Here is a 17,951-nt window from a genome sequence, read left to right as displayed (position 1 = left end):
GGCCGTAGCGTTCCCGGCCGTACGACCGCACTTCGATGGAGGACCTGTGTCGAACCCCGAAGCGGGAGGTCGGCTGCTTCCGCTGATCTCCACCCCGCACAATGGTGGCCGATCCGCGCTGACGTGTCAGTTCCGCTGCGGCAACGCGTGCGCGCATGAGGTGGCCAACACCACCGGCAACGCCTATTTCGGCGACGTGGTGAAGGAGGCGCTGTCGCGGCGCGGCGTGCTGCGCGCCGGGGCGCTGGGCGCGCTCGTGGCGGGGGTGGGAGCGGCGGGGGCGGCTCCGGCGCTGGCCGCGGAGCCCGGGCCGGTGGCCGGAGGTCGACCCGGGGGTGGACCCGGTGGTGGACAGGGCGGGCGGGGCGGCGACCTCCGTTTCACGCCGGTGCGGCCGAACAAGGACGACAAGCTGACCATCCCGGAGGACTACCGCTCCTCGGTGGTCGTGCGGTGGGGCGACCCGGTGCTGCCGGACGCGCCGGCGTTCGACTTCGACAACCAGAGCGCCGAGGCGCAGAGCAAGCAGTTCGGCTACAACTGCGACTACGTGACGATGTTCCCGATGGGCCGCGACCGGGCGCTGCTCTGGGTGAACCACGAGTACACCGACGAGAACCTGATGTTCCGCGACTACCCGGGCGGCGCGCAGGCCACGGAGGAGCAGATCAGGATCGGCCTGGCCGGGCACGGCGGGTCGGTCGTGGAGATCGAGCGGGAGGGCCGCGCCGGCGAGTGGAAGCTGGTCACCAAGGGGCGTCGCCGCTACAACCGGCGCATCACCGCCGAGACCCCCATGAAGTTCTCCGGGCCGGCGGCGGGCGGCGACCTGCTCAGGACGGACGCCGACCCCGAGGGCCGCAAGCCCATCGGCATGCTGAACAACTGCGCGGGCGGCACGACCCCGTGGGGGACGGTGCTGACCGCCGAGGAGAACTTCGACCAGTACTTCGTCAACGGCGACAAGGTGCCGGCGAAGCAGAAGCCGTACGTCGAGCGCTACACGATCGCGGAGGGCACGCCGGAGATCAGCCGCCGCTTCGACCGGGTCGACGAGCGTTTCGACCTGGCCAGGCACCCGCACGAGTGCAACCGGTTCGGGTGGATCGTGGAGATCGACCCGTTCGACCCCGACTCCACGCCGGTCAAGCGCACCGCGCTCGGCCGGTTCAAGCACGAGGCGGCCACCACGACGCTGGCCCGGGACGGCCGCCTGGTCGTCTACATGGGTGACGACTCGCGTTTCGAGTACATCTACAAGTTCGTCTCGAAGGAGCGCTACCGGCAGGGGGCCGACCGGCACAACCGCGACCTGCTCGACGAGGGCACCCTGTACGTCGCCAGGTTCACCGGCGACAGCCAGGAGGAGATCGACGGGTCCGGCAAGCTGCCAGGTGACGGCGAGTTCGACGGCTCAGGCGAGTGGATCCCGCTGGTCTCGGGCGACAGGTCGTACGTGAAGGGCATGACCGCGGAGGAGGTGCTCGTCTACACGCGGGTGGCGGCCGACAAGGTGGGCGCGACCAAGATGGACCGTCCTGAGGACATGGAGCGCAACCCGGTCACCGGCGGCGTGTACGTCGCGCTGACCAACAACTCCGACCGCACCGCTGCCCAGGCGGACGAGGCCAACCCGCGCGCCGCCAACAAGCACGGCCACGTCCTGGAGATCGTCGAGCGGCGCGACGACGCCGGGGCGAAGAGGTTCTCCTGGTCGGTGCCGCTGGTCTGCGGCGACCCGAACGACGCGAACACCTATTTCGCCGGTTACGACAAGAAGAAGGTCTCGCCGATCTCCTGCCCGGACAACGTGACGTTCGACCGCGACGGCAACCTGTGGATCTCCACGGACGGCAATGCGCTCGGCACCAACGACGGGCTGTTCGTGATGCCGGTACGCGGCAGGGAGCGCGGCCATCTGCGCCAGTTCCTCACGGTTCCGGTCGGCGCCGAGACGTGCGGCCCGATGGTCACGAAGGACCAGCGCAGCGTGTTCGTCGCGGTGCAGCACCCCGGCGAGATCGACGGGGCCAGCCCGGACAATCCGGGCAGCCGCTGGCCCGACGGCGACCAGCCGCGCCCGTCGGTGGCGGTCGTCTGGCACGAGAAGGGCCTGAAGATCGGCTCTTGACCTCAAGTTAACCTGAGGCTCTAATCTCCATGCCATGAGCATGGAAATGACCGCGTGGCACCAGCTGTATTCGATGAACAACCGTCAGGAGCGTCGCTCTGTCTCCAGGGCGACGCTCCGGCGTATCGCCGCCTTCGCCCGCCCGCACCGGCGGAGGATCACGCTGTTCCTGCTGCTCAGCGTGGTGATGGCGGGCCTGGCGGTGGGCTCGCCGCTGCTGGCGGGACGGGTCATTGACGCGATCTTCAACGCCGAGCCGCTGAGCGTGGTGGTCGTGGTGGCGCTGATGATCGCGGGCCTGGCCGTCGCGGAGGCCGGGATCGGGCTGCTCAACCGGTGGCTCTCCGCGGGATTGGGGGAGAGCCTGATCCTCGACCTGCGCACGACCGTCTTCGACCATGTGCAGCGCATGCCGATCGCGTTCTTCACCAGGACCCGTACGGGCGCGCTGGTCAGCCGGCTCAACAACGACGTCATCGGCGCGCAGCGGGCGTTCACCGACACCCTGTCCAGCGTGGCGGGCAACATCGTGACGCTCGCGCTGACGCTCGTCGCGATGGTCGCCATCTCCTGGCAGATCACGCTGCTCGCGCTGCTGCTCCTGCCCGTGTTCATCGTGCCCGCGCGGCGCATGGGCACCCGGATCGCCCGGCTGCGGCGCGAGGCCGCCGACCACAACGCCGCCATGGGCAACCAGATGACCGAGCGGTTCTCCGCGCCCGGCGCGACCCTGGTCAAGCTGTTCGGCCGCCCCGCGCACGAGTCCGCGGAGTTCGCCTCCCGGGCCCGCAGGGTGCGCGACATCGGCGTACGCACCGCCATGACGCAGACGGTCTTCGTGACCGCGCTGACGCTGGTGTCGGCGCTGGCCCTGGCCCTCGTGTACGGGCTCGGCGGCTTCCACGCGCTGCGCGGCCAGCTCGCCCCCGGCGCGGTGGTGTCGATGGCCATGCTGCTCACCCGCCTGTACGCCCCGCTGACCGCGCTGGCCAGCGCTCGCGTGGACGTCATGAGCGCGGTCGTCAGCTTCGAGCGCGTCTTCGAGGTGCTCGACCTCAAGCCGCTCATCCAGGAGAAGCCCGACGCCCGCGAGGTGCCCGAGGGCCCCGTGTCGGTCGAGTTCGACGACGTGCGCTTCGCCTACCCGTCGGCGGACAAGGTCTCGCTCGCCTCGCTGGAGGAGGTCGCCACGCTGGACACGCGCGGCGGCGTCGAGGTGCTGCACGGTGTCTCGTTCCGGGCCGAGCCCGGCCAGATGGTGGCGCTGGTCGGCTCGTCCGGCGCGGGCAAGTCCACGATCGCGCAGCTCCTGCCCAGGTTGTACGACGTCGACGCGGGCGCCGTCCGGCTCGGCGGCGTCGACGTGCGCGACCTGACAGCCGACTCGATCCGCGACACGCTCGGCATGGTCACCCAGGACGGCCACCTGTTCCACGACACGATCAGGGCCAACCTGCTCCTGGCCGCGCCGGAGGCGAGCGAGGACGACCTGTGGGACGCGCTCACCAGGGCCCGGCTGGCCGCGCTGATCGAGTCGTTGCCCGACGGGCTCGACACGGTGGTGGGCGAGCGCGGTTACCGGCTGTCGGGCGGCGAGCGGCAGCGCCTGACGATCGCCCGGCTGCTGCTGGCCAAGCCCCGGGTGGTGATCCTGGACGAGGCCACGGCCGCGCTCGATTCCACGTCGGAGGCGGCCGTTCAGGCGGCGCTCGGTGAGGCGCTGGAAGGCCGTACGGCCGTGGTGATCGCTCACCGGCTGTCCACGATCCGCGCCGCCGACGTCATCCTGGTGATCGAGGACGGGCGGGTGGTCGAGCGCGGCACGCACGCCGAACTGCTGGAGTCCGCGGGCCGCTACGAGGAGCTGTACCGCACTCAGTTCGCGGAGCCCGCGGTGGCCGAGGCGGTGGCTTGAGGCCCGGCGGGCTCGTGGCGGGGGGCGTGCTTGCGCAGCGAGTGGAGCGCGACCGGGATGCCCGCCAGCATCGCGACCGCCGCGACGACGAGGGTGAACCGGTAGCCGTCGAGGAAGGCGAGCAGCGGCGCCCGGTCGCTTGCGGCCTGCCTGGCGCTCAGGATCGCGCCCAGCACCGTGATGCCGAGCAGCCCGAACACCTCACGTGACACGTTGAGCATGCCCGAGGCCACGCCCGACCTGTCCTTGGGCATCCCGTCGAGCACCGCGGCGGTCAGGGGCACCAGCATGCCGCCGCCCAAGCCGTACAGCAGGAACCAGGGGAGGACGTCCATGTAGCCGCCGCCGGCGCCGACGCGGGAGATCAGGAAGATCGCCACGCCCATGAGCGCCATCCCGAACCCGACCGTGCGCCCGAGGCCGAGCCGGCCGCTGATGCGCTGCGACGCCATCGCGACCACGGCCATGACGAGCGCCATCGGCACGAACGCGGCGCCGGCCTCGGTAGGGGAGAAGCCCAGTACGTTCTGCAGCCACAGCGCGCTGAAGAAGTAAATCCCGAACACGCCGAACGACCAGATCCCGCTGGTGAGGAGCCCGCCGCTGAACACCCGCGAGCGGAACAACGCCATCGCCACCATCGGCTCGGCGGCCCGCGACTCGGCCAGCAGGAACGCCGCGCCCGCCACCGCCGACACGCCGAACGCGGCCAGGATAGGGGGCGAGGTCCAGCCGGCCGCCTCCCCTTCGATGAGCGCGTACGTCAGGGCGGCCAGGGCGACGGCGGAGGTGGCCAGGCCGGGCAGGTCGAGGCTGCGGCGTACCCGCGTGAAGGCGGGCCTGACCGCCCAGAGCGCGAGGCCGAAGGCCGCCAGCCCGAGCGGGACGTTGACCAGATAGATCCAGCCCCAGTGCAGGTGTTCGCTGATGAAGCCGCCGGCGAACGGGCCGAACGCCATGGAGAGCGCCCCCGCGGAGCTCCAGATGCCCACCGCCCGGCCGCGTTCGACGGGGTCGGGGAAGATCTGGCCGATCAGCGCCAGCGCCGTGGGCGTGAGCAGCGCCGCGCCGACGCCCTGGACGGCTCGCGCGGTGATGAGCGTCGCGCCGGTGGTCGCCAGACCGGCGGCCAGCGAGGAGAACGTGAAGATCGTCAGGCCGCCCAGGAAGACGCGGCGGGCGCCGTACACGTCGGCGAGCCGGCCGCCGGCCAGCATGAGCCCCGCGAAGAGCAGGATGTACGAGCTCACTCGACGCCGTCACGATCCGGCGGCTCGCCTCCGACCTGGGCGTCACCCCGATGGCTCTCTACTGGCACTACAAGAACAAGGAGCAGCTGATCATCGGCATGGCCGACCACCTGATCGGCGGCTTCGCGCCCAAACCGGCCGACGAGCGCCCGTGGCAGGAGCAACTGCGCGACCTGACCGAGGGCCTGATCCACACCCTGCGCACACACCCCTGCGCCAAGCACGTGATCGAGCACATCGACGCCGTCACGGTGCCCAGCTTCCTGGCCGTCTGGGACCAGGCGCTCAGGCTGACCCGCGCGGCCGGGTTCAGCGTGGAGGAGAGCTGCCTGATCACGCAGTACCTGCTGCACAGTGCCATCGCCATCGCCGACGCCCCGATCAACCAGCAGGCCGGCGAGGACGAGGCGCAGCGGGTCAAGCGCAAGCGGTTCGACCTGCAGTCACTGCCCGTCGAGAGCTACCCGCACCTGGTGGAGATGGCCGCCCCCCTGGTCGAGCGGAAAGACCCGCACCTGTACGACACGTTCGGCGTCGACCTGGTGCTCAGCGGCATAGAAGCGCTGGCGGCCCGGCGTTAGAGTCGTGATTCATGGCCTTCGAGCTGATCTGCGAGATCGAACCCCCGACCAAGCCCGATCTGAAGCACGTCAGGCACCAGATCGGCACCATGAGCAAGGTCGCCCACGCCTTCCTCATCCCCGACAACCACATCGGCCGCGCGACCGTGTCGAGCGTCGCGGTGGCGCACGAGGTCGAGGCGATGGGCGGGCGCGGCATCGCCTGCCTCAACTCGCGCGACCGCAACCTGCTCGGCTTCCGCCGTGACCTGCTGACGGCGGCCGCGTACGGCGTCGAGCAGTTCCTGTTCGTCTACGGCGACAAGCCGGCGAGCGGCAACCGTACGAGCGATCTCACGGTGCGCTCGATGATCGCCGAGGCCAGGGAGTTCTCGCCCGGCTCCCGCCTGGGCGCCGCCGCGGGGCTACGCCCGCTGCCGGCCTGGAAACGCGCGGCCGACTTCCTCTTCCTCCAGGTCTCCTTCTCGGTGGAGGCCCAGCTGCGCTGGCGCGAGGCGCACCCGGTGGACGCGCCCGTCTACGCGGGCGTCATGGTGCTGGCCAGCGCCAATCACGCCCGCGGCCTGGCCGCCGCGATCCCCGACATCGCGCTGCCCGAGGCCCTGGTGGAGCAGGTGGCCGCCGACCGCCAGGCGGGCGTGGAGGCGGCCTGCGAGCAGGTGCTGGCCCTGCGCGACTCCGGCGCCTTCGACGGCGTGCACCTCATCCCCGTCTCCCGCTACCGCGACGTCGAACGCCTGCTCGCCCCCGCCCTCAGATGAGACCTAGTCTCAGCATGAGAGCGCGCTCAAGCTCCGCGACCTCATGTGCTTCGAGCCCGCCCTTGAAGTCGCCCAGCCTCGACGGCGACACGGAATAGATCTGGTCCGTCAGCACACGCGATTTCGTCCCCTTGAACTCGATCTCGGGCCGGTAGATTGCCGGCCCGGCGCTTGTCGAGGTCAGCGCGACGGTGATCGTGCTGGTGGTGAAGCTGTCCGACTGGATGATCACGGCGTAGCGGCGGCCTTGCTGCTCATGATCCCGTGCTCCGGGGAGCGCTTTGATCTCATGGATCGCGCCCCGGAATGTCACTCGGCTACACCCATGAAACGCTGGATCGCCAGCATCTCGGCCTGGTCGTCCGGATCGTTTCGCAGCCGATCCGCATCCGCGGCCGCCTGCTCCAGCAGCATCTCCTTATAGGTGTGGAGTATGGCGTAACGAACGGCTTCGGATCGGCTTCTGGTCTCTCCGGCCAGTGCGCGGAGTGCCGTCTCCATCGCCTCATCAGTGCGAACGTTAAGAGTTCCCATGAATTCAGCGTAATACGATTTGTAATACACGGCGGGCTGAAGGTGCCGCGACCATTCCCGTTGATCACGTACGACGTACGGCTGACCTGCCGCCGGGGTCAACGGGCGCGTTGGCGCAGCCCTTCGACGTCGTGGATGACCACGCGCCGCCGCCCCGTCTCGATCAGGCCCCGGTCGCGCAGCGTGCGCAGCGCCTTGCTGACCGCCTCGCGGGAGGAGCCCGTCCACCCCGCGAGCTCGTCCTGCGACAGGGGCAGCGCCACGCGTACGCCGGTGGTGGTCTGCTCGCCGTAGCGTTCGGCCAGCTCCAGCAGCCGCGTCGCCACCCTGCCCGTGGTGTCGAAGGCGCCGTACTCGATGCGCTTCCTGTCGGAGTCGCGCAGGCGCTCGCTGACGAGCTTCATGAGCAGCACCGCGACGCGCCCGTGTGACTCGAGGAAGGAGACGAAGTCGCGGACGACGACGCCGGTGACCGGCTCCAGCGTGGTGACCGTGGCCGAGCGGGGCGAGCCGTCGATGGCCGACTGCTCGCCGATCAGCCCGCCGGGGCCGCGTACGGCGAGCACCACCTCGTTGCCGCCGCTCGTGTGCGAGGAGACCTTCACCCGGCCCTCCAGCAGCACAAGCACCCAGTCGGATGTGTCGCCCTCGGTGATGACGGTCGTGCCGCGGTCCCAGCGGCGCAGCCGGCCCGCCGCGCGCAGCGCCGCCGCCTCCTCGTCGGTGAGCAGGGACAGGAACTCGCCGGGCTCTGCTTTCATGGCCCGATTATGTCGGTACGGGGTGCCGCCCCTCTACGGCAGGTCGGTGAGAACGTACGCCGCGACGGGCTCCTCCTTGCCCTTGAGGTCGAGCCGCCCCAGGGGCCGTACCGTCGCGTCGCGGCCCAGCTGCTTGAGCGTCGTCTCGCCGATGACGACCGTGCCGGGCTCGGCAACTCCCTGGAGCCTGGCGGCCACGTTCACGCAGTCGCCCATCGCGTTGAAGCCGCGCAGTTCGGGGCTGCCGATGTTGCCGACCAGGGCTGGGCCGGTGTTGACGCCCACGCGGAAGGTCGGCCATTCGACGTCGTCGACCCGCTTCCACGCCATCTCCTCGGCCACCTCGGCGGCTGCGCGCTGCATGTCGAGCGCGGCCCGGCAGGCGGCCCTGGCGTGATCGGCCTGCAGCGCGGGCGCGTTGAACAGGGCGAGCAGCGCGTCGCCGACGAACTGCACGATGGTGCCGCCGTTGTTGAGAACGCAGGGGACGGCCGCCGTGTGGTAGCGGTTGAGCATCTCGACGATCTCGCCGGGCGTCACCTTCTCGGAGAACGTCGTGAAGCCCTTGAGGTCGGCGAAGAGCGCGCTCAGCTCCTTCAGCTCGCCGCCGAGCGCCGCCTGACCGGGGTCGGCGAGCAGGGCGTGGGCCACGTCGGGCGACATGTACTGGTGGAACAGGGTGTGCAGTTCCTGGTAGAGGCGGGCGTTCTCCAGGGAGATGGACAGCTGCCCGGCCAGCGTGGCGGCCAGCGCCTCGTCCTGGCTGGTGCGGCCGATGGGTACCTCCAGCACGCCGGCGAGCCTGCCCTTGACGGTCAGGGGGAAGGCGAGCAGGTGGTCGCGGCGGATCGGGGTGTCGCCGTCGAACCGGTAGTCGCGCGAGCCGATCTGGGTGGTGCCGTCGGCGACCAGCCCGATCTTGACGTCGCCGTACGCCTGCCGCACCCGCTCCAGCGACGAGGCCAGCAGCTCCTGCTCGGGCAGGCCGACCCGGGTCTGGGCGCTCACCGACACCAGGGCGGCCAGCCGCTCCGACAGCGCGCGCTCGTTGGCCAGCGCCTCGCCGGCCCGGTCGAGCACCGCCGCCTGGCCCTCGTTGAGCCGGAACTTGCCCGACAGCCGGGTCGCGGCCAGCGGCTCGCCGCGGCGTACGTGCTCGACCAGCTCTTCGAGCGCCTTGTCGTAGTCCTGCTGGATGCGGCGGACGGTCGCGGACAGCGCCACCGAGTCGAACAGCCCGGCGCTCGACCCCTCCCGCCGGAACTGCAGGTATGCGCTGTAGGCCACGAACACGAAGGCGAACGTGAGCAGCAGGTGCCACTCCCACCAGGACAGATGCCAGTTGAGCTGCGACATCCCGGCGATCATGCTCTCGGCCAGCAGCGCGTACGCCGTGATCAGGCTGATCAGCATCGCCGAGGGGCGCCGCCGGTGCAGCCGGAACATCAGCACGCTCGCCGCGCCGTAGAGCAGCAGGCCGGGGATGGACGCCCAGATCAGCCAGTCGATCGGCGTGACCATGGGCGGCTCGCTGAGCGGCGTCAGCCCGGGGACCAGTGACGTGACGCCCCAGAGCACCATGATGCCGACGAGCGCGCCGCGGATGAAGTGCTGGGCGCCGAGCACGGACCTGGCCGCCGCCTCGCCCAGCGGCAGGGCCGAGCCGAACGCGAACACCGCCGCGATCGACAGGCCCACCTGCTGGCCCAGGTCGAACCCCAGCGAGCCGGTCGGCAGGATGATCTTCGGGGTGGCCAGGCCGTGCAGGAAGAAGAAGCCCGCGCTGCTCAGGAAGACCATGGAGACGAGGAACAGCCGGGCGTCGTTGCGGCGCCGTGAGGCCTCGCTGACCAGGACGCCGAGCACGACGTTGACCCCGGCCACCAGGATGATCATCCAGAAGTGGCTGGCGTTGTGCTGCCAGGAGATGTTGATGTGCGGCTGGCTCAGCAACAGCCAGAGGCCGAGCAGCGGCAGGACGAGGTGGATGCCCCACACCACGCCGCGCACGGGCTGGGTCGCGGGAGGCAGGTAGGAGGTCGGACCAGGGGTGGGCACAGACCGATTATCCACGCGAGATCCTCGTCGCCAATGCGTCGTTCTACGCGCTGGAAGGGCCGGTCGGAAATCCCCGGCCGGCCCTCCGGCGGATCGTCAGCCGAACAGCGCGGGGAGCGCCGCCTCGTGCGTCTCCCGCAGCTCGGCCAAGGGGATCTCGAACGCGCCCTCGACGACCAGCGTGTCGCCGCCGGTCATGCCGAGCCCGTAGCAGGGCACCTCGTGGCGCCCGCACAACGACGCGAACTCGTCGTAGGCCTCCGGCCGCACGGCGACGAGCGCCCGCGAGGCCGACTCGCTGAACAGGTCGGTGAACGGCTCGCCGCTCAGCGCCACGGAGGCGCCGACGCCCCGCGCCAGGCATGACTCGGCCAGCGCCACGGCCAGCCCGCCGTCGGACAGGTCGTGCGAGCCGGCCAGCAGCCCTCTGCGGGCGCTCTCGACCAGCACCGTGGCCAGCGCCCGCTCCGCCTCCAGGACGGCCTGCGGCGGCAGCCCGCCCAGGTGGCGGTGGGCGACGTGGGCCCACTCGGAGCCGCCGAACTCCTCGCGCGTGTCGCCGAGCAGGACGACCCGCAGCCCTTCAGCGGTGAACCCGGTCGGCACCCGCCTGGCGACGTCGTCGATGACGCCGAGCACGCCCACGACCGGCGTGGGGTGGATGGCCGTCGAGCCCGTCTGGTTGTAGAAGGAGACGTTGCCGCCGGTCACCGGCACGCCGAGCGTCCGGCACGCGTCGGCCAGTCCGCGCGTGGCCTCGGCGAACTGCCACATGACCTCGGGGTCCTCGGGGGAGCCGAAGTTGAGGCAGTTGGTGACGGCCAGCGGCCGGGCGCCGGTCACGGCGACGTTCCTGTAGGCCTCCGCGAGCGCGAGCTGCGCCCCCGCATAGGGGTCGAGCTTGGCGTAACGCCCGTTGCCGTCGGTGGCCAGCGCGATGCCGCGGGTGGTCGGCTCGTGCTCGACGCCGGCCATGGTCTCCGAGATCCGCAACATGCCCGCGTCGGCCGGCTGGGCCAGCACGGTGTTGGAGCGGACGTAGCGGTCGTACTGGGAGGTCACCCACTCCTTGGAGGCCAGGTTGGGCGAGCCGAGCAGCTTGAGCAGCGTCTCGCGCAGGTCGGTGGGCCGCTCCAGCCGGTCGGGGGTGTCGGCGTTGAGCGCGGCCTGGCCGGCCGGCTCGTGGTAGGGGCGTTCGTAGACGGGACCCTCGTCGGCGGCCGTGCCCGGCGGGATGTCGACGATGATCTCGTCCTCCCACGTCATGACCAGGCGGCCGGTGTCTGTGACCTCGCCGATGACGGTGGCGGGGACGTCCCACTTCTCGCAGATCGCCATGAACGCCGGGATGTCGCGCGGCTCGACCACGGCCATCATGCGCTCCTGCGACTCGCTCATGAGGATCTCCTCGGGCCTGAGCGAGGGGTCGCGGAGCGGGACGCGGGTGAGGTCGACGCGCATGCCGCCGGTGCCCTTGGCGGCCAGCTCGGTCGTGGCGCACGAGACGCCGGCCGCGCCGAGGTCCTGGATGCCGACGACCACGTCGGCGGCGTAGAGCTCCAGGCAGCACTCGATGAGCAGCTTCTCCATGAACGGGTCGCCGACCTGGACGGCGGGACGCTTGGCGTGCGACTCGTCCTCGAAGGTCGCCGAGGCCAGCACGGAGGCGCCGCCGATGCCGTCGGGGCCCGTGGACGCGCCGAACAGCACGACCTTGTTGCCGGGGCCCGGCGCGGTGGCCAGCTTGATCTGGTCCTTGCGCAGCAGGCCCACGCACAGGGCGTTGACCAGCGGGTTGCCGATGTAGCAGGGGTCGAAGACGACCTCGCCGCCGATGTTGGGCAGGCCCAGGCAGTTGCCGTAGTGGCTGATGCCCTCGACCACGCCGGGCAGCACCCGGCGCGTGTCGACGGCGTCGGCGCCGCCGAAGCGCAGCGCGTCCATGACGGCGATCGGCCGCGCGCCCATCGACATGATGTCGCGCACGATGCCGCCGACGCCGGTGGCCGCGCCCTGGTGCGGCTCGACGTAGGACGGGTGGTTGTGCGACTCGATCTTGAACGTGGCCGCCCAGCCGTCGCCGATGTCGACCACGCCGGCGTTCTCGCCCATGCCCACGAGCAGCGCCTCGGACTTGGGCGCCTTGGTGGCGAACTGCTTGAGATGCACCTTGGACGACTTGTAGGAGCAGTGTTCCGACCACATGACGCTGTAGATGGCCAGCTCGGAGCCGGTGGGACGGCGGCCGAGGATGTCCTTGACCCGGGCGTACTCGTCGGGCTTCATCCCCAGCTCGGCGAAGGGCATCGGCTCGTCGGGGGTCTTGGCGGCCCGCCGCACACTGTCGATCATTCGCCCTCCTGCGCCGGTCGAAGGACCGTGTTCATAAGTCGCTCGTTCCACTCGCTCATGCGTCCACCAGGTTCTTGAGGATGGAGGTGAAGAAGCCGAGGCCGTCGGTGCCCGGCGCGCCGACCAGGTCCTCGACCGCGTGCTCGGGGTGCGGCATGAGCCCGACCACGTTGCCCGCCTCGTTGCGGATGCCCGCGATGTCGTTGAGCGAGCCGTTGGGGTTGCCGCCGGCGTAGCGCACGACCACGTGGCCGCCCGCCTCGAGCGCGGCCAGCGTCTCGGCGGAGGCGACGTAGCGGCCCTCGCCGTGCTTGACCGGCAGCACGATCTCCTGGCCCTGGTCGAAGGCGTTGGTCCAGGCGGTCGCGGTCTGCTCGATGCGGACCCGCTGGTCACGGCAGACGTAGTGGAGCGACGCGTTGCGGGTCAGCGCGCCGGGCAGCAGGTGCGCCTCGCACAGGATCTGGAACCCGTTGCACGTGCCGATCACCGGCAGGCCCGCCCCCGCGGCCGGGACGAGCTCGTCCATGATCGGCGCGAACCGCGAGATGGCGCCGCAGCGCAGGTAGTCGCCGTAGGAGAAGCCGCCGGGCAGGAACACGGCGTCGACCCCCTTCAGGTCGTGGTCGGCGTGCCACAGCGGAACCGCCTGCGCGCCCACGAGGTGCACGGCTCTGGCGGCGTCCTGGTCGTCGAGAGTTCCTGGAAACGTGACTACGCCCACACGGGCAGCGCTCATGACAGTCGTCCCCTCCGAGGAATGCGCGCGCACGCGCCACCGTCTCTTCGGGGCGGACGGCGGTCTGCGGCGGTGTAACCCAGGTTATCGGGTGCTCGAGCATGGTCCGCATCGGCTCGTGCGCGATGCGGGGGCGCAGGTCAGACGGCTGCGAGCGCGCGGGGACGGGCCTGCGCGCCGTCGTCCCAAGCGAGCGTCTTGCGCAGGTGGACCGTGGTGCCCCGGCCGGGCTCGGTGCCGAAGGAGATCTCGTCGACGACGGAGCGCATGATCAGCAGACCCCGGCCGTTCTCGGTGTCGGGAGGGGGGAAGTGCGCGGGCATCGACGGCACGCCCGCGCCGCTGTCGGCGACGCGTACGTCGCAGTGGCCGGAGCCGATCGACGCCGTCACTTCGTAGCGGTTGGCGGGTCCTCCGTGCCGCACCGCGTTGGAGCACGCCTCGGAGACGGCGAGCAACATGTCGGCGATGCAGGTCTCACTCACGTTGAGTGAGCGCAGGGCATCGCCTAGCACTCGCCTGACCATCGGTATGCCGATCGCATCCCGAGGCAGCGCCAACGAGAACTCAATATCCACCGGACTCCTCCGGGCGCCAGAATGTCACCTGGAGTAGGTTTCCCTGTGAAATCGGGGCTAACCGCAAAATCACGTTGTTGTTATTTACTGTTGGCTTGCGCGTGGCATTGTGGCACGTCAGAACCCCGCTTTAACCGACCAGGGGTAAATCGGGGGATCAAATGTGCGTTCTACTCCTCAACCCGGACGGTGTAGTCCTCGATCACCGTGTTGGCCAGAAGGGTCTCGGCCATCTTGCGCACCTCGGCCAGCGCCGCATCGTCTGCCGGGCCCTCGAGCTCCAGTTCGAAACGCTTGCCCTGGCGCACGGCCCCGACGCCGGAGAAGCCGAGCCTGGGCAGCGCCCTGGCGATCGCCTGGCCCTGCGGATCGAGGATCTCGGGCTTCAACATGACGTCCACGATGACGCGGGCCACTGCGTTCCTCCTGGGAGCGGTGGGTGGATGGGAAGCACAGCCTACCGGCGCGTGTGGCCGCCGACACAACGGGAACGGGGAGGACATGGGGCTTGCGCGCAGGGCTGTGACGTCTGCCACCATGGCCCCAAAGCGTACGAACCATCACCATATGGTTCTTCGCCAAGGAGGCCGGCCTGAGGTGGCAACCCCATCGACACCCGGCCCTGACGCACAGGAGTGGCCATGACCGAGCTTGTCGAGGTCGTCAGTGAGCACAGCACATGTGCCGCGTCACCGGCGAAGGAGGTCTCGTGACAACCGAAGCCTCACGTGGTGCTGAGGCGCCGCCGGAGCTCGTCCAGTTGCTCACCCCCGAAGGGGAGCGGGTCGAGCACCCCGACTACGACATCGACCTGACCCCCGCGGAGACCCGGGCGCTCTACCGCGACCTGGTGCTCGTTCGCCGCATCGACCTGGAGGCCGTGGCGCTGCAACGCCAGGGCGAGCTCGGCATCTGGGCCTCGCTGCTGGGCCAGGAGGCGGCCCAGATCGGGTCGGGCCGCGCGCTGACCGACGTGGACATGGCGTTCCCCACCTACCGGGAGCACGGTGTGGCGTGGTGCCGCGACGTCGACCCGGTGAAGCTGCTCGGCCTGTTCAGAGGCGTCAACCACGGCGGGTGGGACCCCAAGGAGCACAACTTCCACCTGTACACGATCGTGATCGGCAGCCAGACGCTGCACGCCGTCGGTTACGCCATGGGCATCCAGCGCGACGACGCCAACGCGGCCACCATCGCCTACTTCGGCGACGGCGCCACCTCCCAGGGCGACGTGAACGAGTCGTTCATCTGGGCCAGCGTGTTCAACGCGCCGATCGTGTTCTTCTGCCAGAACAACCAGTGGGCGATCTCCGAGCCGCTGGAGAAGCAGAGCCGCATCCCCCTCTACCGCCGCGCCTCGGGCTTCGGCTTCCCCGGCATCAGGGTCGACGGCAACGACGTGTTCGCCTGCCTCGCGGTGACCAGGAAGGCCCTCGAAGCCGCCCGTACGGGGCAGGGCCCGACGCTCATCGAGGCCTTCACGTACCGCATGGGCGCCCACACCACCACCGACGACCCCACGCGCTACCGCGTGGCCAGCGAGCTGGAGGCGTGGAAGCTCAAGGACCCGATCGAGCGGGTCAAGGCCTACCTCTTCAAGAACGAGCACGCCGACCAGGCGTTCTTCGACGCCGTCGACGGGGAGGCCGCCCAGCTCGGCGCCGATCTGCGCAGGCGCTGCCTGGCCATGCCCGATCCCGAACCGCTCGCCATCTTCGACCACGTCTACAGCGAGTCCCACGCCCTGATGGACCAGGAGCGCGCCCAGTTCGCCGCGTACCTGGAGGGGTTCGCCAAATGACGATCATGAGCCTGTCCAAGGCGCTCAACGAAGGCATGCGCAAGGCCATGGAGGACGACCCCAAGGTCCTCATCATGGGCGAGGACGTCGGCAAGCTGGGTGGCGTCTTCCGCGTCACCGACGGCCTGCAGAAGGACTTCGGCGAGGACCGCGTCATCGACACGCCGCTGGCCGAGTCGGGCATCATCGGCACCGCGATCGGGCTGGCGCTGCGCGGCTACCGGCCGGTGTGCGAGATCCAGTTCGACGGGTTCGTCTTCCCCGCGGCCGACCAGATCATCACGCAGCTCGCCAAGATGCCGATGCGCTCGCTGGGCGCGATCAAGCTGCCGGTCGTCGTACGCATCCCCTGCGGCGGCGGCATCGGGGCGGTCGAGCACCACAGCGAGTCGCCGGAGGCGTACTTCACCCACACGGCCGGCCTGCGGGTCGTGGCCTGCTCCAACCCGGCCGACGCGTACACCATGATCCAGCAGGCCATCCGCAGTGACGATCCGGTGATCTTCTTCGAGCCCAAGCGCCGCTACTGGGAGAAGGCCGACATCGACACCGACTCCGCCGAATGGTGGCCGCCGCTGCACGCGGCCAAGGTGGTGCGGCCGGGCACCGACGCCACGCTGCTGGCCTACGGGCCCATGGTCAAGACGTGCCTGGAGGCCGCCACGGCGGCCGAGGACGACGGGCGCTCGCTGGAGGTGATCGACCTGCGCTCGCTCAACCCGCTGGACGAGCCGCTGGTCCTGGAGTCCGCCCGCAGGACGGGGCGCGTCGTGGTCGTGCACGAGGCCCCCGTCAACAACGGGTTCGGCGCCGAGCTCGCCGCCAGGATCACCGAACAGTGCTTCTACCACCTGGAGTCGCCCGTGTTGCGGGCCGGCGGCTTCTCCACCCCCTACCCGCCGTCGAAGCTGGAGGAGCACTACCTGCCCGACCTGGACCGGGTGCTTGACGCCGTCGACCGGACCTTCGGGTACTGAGGGGGTTGTCCATGCGACGCGAGTTCAAGCTCCCTGACGTCGGAGAGGGTCTGACGGAGGCGGAGATCGTCCGCTGGCACGTCAAGGCGGGCGACGACGTCAAGGTCAACCAGATCGTCGTCGAGATCGAGACGGCGAAGTCGATCGTCGAGCTGCCGATCCCGTGGGACGGCGTGGTGGCCGCCCTGATGGCCGACGAGGGCACGACGGTCGAGGTGGGCCTCCCCATCATCGCCGTGGACACCGGAGGAGACGGCGTCGACGGCGGCCAGGCCAGGGCGCTGGCCGACGACATGGTCCCGAAGCCGCCGGCCGAGGGCGCCGTCGAGCCCGGGGCGCACGGCAGCCCGGCGCCCAAGGAGGAACGCCAGGCGGTCCTGGTGGGCTACGGCGTCAAGACGGGCGCCACCAAACGCCGCCCGCGCAAGCAACCGCCGAGCGCGGCCGCCCCGGTCGCCAACCCGGACCGCGTGGGGGTGGACGGACCGCCCCCACCGGTCGCCGCCGCGCCCGCGCCCGCCGCACAGGCGCCCGCGGGGCCGCGGGCCCTGGCCAAGCCGCCCGTACGCAAGCTCGCCAAGGACCTGGGCGTGAACCTGGCGAGCGTCGCCGGCACGGGCCCGCAGGGCTCGATCACCCGGGAAGACGTGCGCGCGGCCGCCCAGGCGGCACCCGTGGCGGCGGCGCCCCAGCCGCGACGCGAGCGCGAGGAGCGCGTCCCGATCAAGGGCGTGCGCAGGATGACCGCCCAGGCGATGGTCGCCAGCGCCTTCACCGCCCCGCACGTCACCGAGTTCCTCCAGGTGGACGTGACGCGGACGATGGAGGCCGTCCGGCGCCTGCGTGACCTCCCCGAGTTCGCGGAGGTCAAGGTCTCCCCGCTCCTCCTGGTGGCCAAGGCCGTGATCACGGCGGCCGGACGGCACCCGCTGATCAACTCGTCCTGGGACGAGGCGGCGCAGGAGATCGTGGTCAAGCACTACGTGAACCTGGGCATAGCCGCCGCGACCCCGCGCGGCCTGGTGGTGCCCAACGTCAAGGGCGCCGACGCGCTGTCCCTGCCCGAGCTCGCCGCGCAACTGGGCGGGCTCACGGAGACGGCCAGAGCGGGCCGCACGCAACCGGCCGAGATGGCGGGCGGCACCATCACGATCACCAACGTCGGCGTGTTCGGCGTCGACGCCGGCACCCCGATCCTGAACCCCGGCGAGGCCGCCATCCTCGCCTTCGGCCAGGTCAGGGACATGCCGTGGGTGGTCGACGGCGAGCTGGCGGTGCGCAAGGTGACGACGCTGGCACTCTCGTTCGACCACCGGATCGTGGACGGCGAGCTGGGCTCGCTGTTCCTGCGCGACGTGGGAGCCATGCTGGAGGACCCGCTCCGCATGCTCGCCTGGAGCTGACCCGGGTACGGCGATCGCCGGGAGGACCCCTCTCCCGGCGATCGCCGTGGCGGGGACGCCCGCACCCGATCACCTCAGAGGCGCCGGCGTCCCGATGAAATACATTGGCC

The 17,951-nt window shown here is 70.5% G+C and carries 16 protein-coding genes; 7 read left to right on the top strand and 9 right to left on the bottom strand.

Going from position 1 to position 17,951, the window contains the following annotated elements; genetic code table 11:
* Positions 1-46 precede the first annotated feature (46 nt).
* Entirely contained in the window at positions 47-2,131 is a 2,085-nt protein-coding gene (locus tag ACTWPV_RS42870) for a PhoX family protein (RefSeq protein WP_443156172.1), read from the top strand.
* 34 nt (positions 2,132-2,165) lie between these two features.
* Positions 2,166-4,046: an ABC transporter ATP-binding protein gene (locus ACTWPV_RS42865; protein ID WP_443156171.1), complete on the top strand. Its 1,881-nt coding sequence runs from the start codon at positions 2,166-2,168 to the stop codon at positions 4,044-4,046.
* Here ACTWPV_RS42865 and ACTWPV_RS42860 read toward each other — a convergent pair.
* Positions 4,007-5,296, bottom strand: coding sequence for an MFS transporter (locus ACTWPV_RS42860; protein ID WP_443156170.1), 1,290 nt, complete (start codon positions 5,294-5,296; stop codon positions 4,007-4,009). The genes ACTWPV_RS42865 and ACTWPV_RS42860 overlap by 40 nt on opposite strands.
* A 50-nt stretch (positions 5,297-5,346) precedes the next feature.
* Between ACTWPV_RS42860 and ACTWPV_RS42855 the strand changes: the two genes are divergently transcribed.
* Together ACTWPV_RS42855 and ACTWPV_RS42850 are read left to right on the top strand one after the other, a co-directional pair.
* On the top strand, positions 5,347-5,877 hold the full coding sequence (locus ACTWPV_RS42855; protein ID WP_443156169.1) for a TetR/AcrR family transcriptional regulator C-terminal domain-containing protein: 531 nt from the start codon (positions 5,347-5,349) through the stop codon (positions 5,875-5,877).
* A gap of 11 nt (positions 5,878-5,888) precedes the next feature.
* Positions 5,889-6,638, top strand: a complete 750-nt coding sequence (locus ACTWPV_RS42850) for a methylenetetrahydrofolate reductase (protein WP_443156168.1) — start codon at positions 5,889-5,891, stop codon at positions 6,636-6,638.
* On the opposite strand, the gene ACTWPV_RS42845 is transcribed toward ACTWPV_RS42850, so the two are convergent.
* From ACTWPV_RS42845 to purS, 8 genes are all read right to left on the bottom strand, one after another.
* Positions 6,631-6,951, bottom strand: coding sequence for a type II toxin-antitoxin system PemK/MazF family toxin (locus ACTWPV_RS42845; RefSeq protein WP_443156167.1), 321 nt, complete (start codon positions 6,949-6,951; stop codon positions 6,631-6,633). The two genes, ACTWPV_RS42850 and ACTWPV_RS42845, sit on opposite strands and share 8 nt — an antisense overlap.
* Positions 6,948-7,172, bottom strand: coding sequence for a hypothetical protein (locus ACTWPV_RS42840; RefSeq protein WP_347779006.1), 225 nt, complete (start codon positions 7,170-7,172; stop codon positions 6,948-6,950). The genes ACTWPV_RS42845 and ACTWPV_RS42840 overlap by 4 nt, the downstream gene beginning before the upstream one ends.
* 98 nt (positions 7,173-7,270) lie before the next feature.
* Entirely contained in the window at positions 7,271-7,933 is a 663-nt protein-coding gene (locus tag ACTWPV_RS42835; RefSeq protein WP_347650213.1) for a Crp/Fnr family transcriptional regulator, read from the bottom strand.
* A gap of 33 nt (positions 7,934-7,966) precedes the next feature.
* The gene (locus tag ACTWPV_RS42830; RefSeq protein ID WP_443156166.1) at positions 7,967-9,991 is read right to left on the bottom strand and encodes an adenylate/guanylate cyclase domain-containing protein; all 2,025 of its coding nucleotides are present in this window, start codon (positions 9,989-9,991) and stop codon (positions 7,967-7,969) included.
* 96 nt (positions 9,992-10,087) lie between these two features.
* Positions 10,088-12,343, bottom strand: a complete 2,256-nt coding sequence (gene purL / locus ACTWPV_RS42825) for a phosphoribosylformylglycinamidine synthase subunit PurL (protein ID WP_443156165.1) — start codon at positions 12,341-12,343, stop codon at positions 10,088-10,090.
* Positions 12,344-12,398: 55 nt separating this feature from the next.
* Positions 12,399-13,082 (bottom strand): phosphoribosylformylglycinamidine synthase subunit PurQ, encoded by a 684-nt coding sequence (purQ, locus tag ACTWPV_RS42820; RefSeq protein WP_443156164.1) that lies wholly within the window; start codon positions 13,080-13,082, stop codon positions 12,399-12,401.
* A 140-nt stretch (positions 13,083-13,222) separates the two neighbouring features.
* A complete protein-coding gene (locus ACTWPV_RS42815; protein WP_347650233.1) occupies positions 13,223-13,609 on the bottom strand; it encodes an ATP-binding protein in 387 nt (128 codons plus the stop codon).
* A gap of 221 nt (positions 13,610-13,830) precedes the next feature.
* Positions 13,831-14,076, bottom strand: a complete 246-nt coding sequence (gene purS / locus ACTWPV_RS42810; protein ID WP_347650217.1) for a phosphoribosylformylglycinamidine synthase subunit PurS — start codon at positions 14,074-14,076, stop codon at positions 13,831-13,833.
* A gap of 293 nt (positions 14,077-14,369) precedes the next feature.
* On the opposite strand from purS, the gene pdhA reads away from it, so the two are divergent.
* The 3 genes from pdhA to ACTWPV_RS42795 are packed head-to-tail and all read left to right on the top strand — an operon-like array spanning position 14,370 to position 17,841.
* A complete protein-coding gene (gene pdhA, locus ACTWPV_RS42805; protein ID WP_443156163.1) occupies positions 14,370-15,461 on the top strand; it encodes a pyruvate dehydrogenase (acetyl-transferring) E1 component subunit alpha in 1,092 nt (363 codons plus the stop codon).
* A complete protein-coding gene (locus tag ACTWPV_RS42800; protein ID WP_347650219.1) occupies positions 15,458-16,438 on the top strand; it encodes an alpha-ketoacid dehydrogenase subunit beta in 981 nt (326 codons plus the stop codon). The genes pdhA and ACTWPV_RS42800 overlap by 4 nt, the downstream gene beginning before the upstream one ends.
* A gap of 11 nt (positions 16,439-16,449) precedes the next feature.
* Positions 16,450-17,841 carry a dihydrolipoamide acetyltransferase family protein gene (locus tag ACTWPV_RS42795; RefSeq protein WP_443156162.1) on the top strand — a complete coding sequence of 464 codons (1,392 nt, stop codon included), beginning with the start codon at positions 16,450-16,452 and terminating at the stop codon, positions 17,839-17,841.
* The last annotated feature ends 110 nt before the right edge of the window (positions 17,842-17,951 follow it).

This window comes from Nonomuraea sp. KM88 (genome assembly GCF_052245635.1).
Lineage (GTDB): Bacteria > Actinomycetota > Actinomycetes > Streptosporangiales > Streptosporangiaceae > Nonomuraea.
The sequence above is the reverse complement of the archived record's forward strand: the minus strand, read 5'-3'. Positions and strand labels throughout refer to the sequence as shown.

Bases quoted from the DNA above. Each gene is read 5' to 3' on its own strand.
- purQ (WP_443156164.1), bottom strand. From the start codon at position 13,082: ATGAGCGCTGCCCGTGTGGGCGTAGTCACGTTTCCAGGAACTCTCGAC.
- ACTWPV_RS42815 (WP_347650233.1), bottom strand. From the start codon at position 13,609: ATGGTCAGGCGAGTGCTAGGCGATGCCCTGCGCTCACTCAACGTGAGT.
- ACTWPV_RS42795 (WP_443156162.1), top strand. From the start codon at position 16,450: ATGCGACGCGAGTTCAAGCTCCCTGACGTCGGAGAGGGTCTGACGGAG.
- ACTWPV_RS42855 (WP_443156169.1), top strand. From the start codon at position 5,347: ATGGCTCTCTACTGGCACTACAAGAACAAGGAGCAGCTGATCATCGGC.
- purL (WP_443156165.1), bottom strand. From the start codon at position 12,343: ATGATCGACAGTGTGCGGCGGGCCGCCAAGACCCCCGACGAGCCGATG.
- ACTWPV_RS42865 (WP_443156171.1), top strand. From the start codon at position 2,166: ATGAGCATGGAAATGACCGCGTGGCACCAGCTGTATTCGATGAACAAC.
- ACTWPV_RS42835 (WP_347650213.1), bottom strand. From the start codon at position 7,933: ATGAAAGCAGAGCCCGGCGAGTTCCTGTCCCTGCTCACCGACGAGGAG.
- ACTWPV_RS42850 (WP_443156168.1), top strand. From the start codon at position 5,889: ATGGCCTTCGAGCTGATCTGCGAGATCGAACCCCCGACCAAGCCCGAT.
- ACTWPV_RS42800 (WP_347650219.1), top strand. From the start codon at position 15,458: ATGACGATCATGAGCCTGTCCAAGGCGCTCAACGAAGGCATGCGCAAG.
- ACTWPV_RS42840 (WP_347779006.1), bottom strand. From the start codon at position 7,172: ATGGGAACTCTTAACGTTCGCACTGATGAGGCGATGGAGACGGCACTC.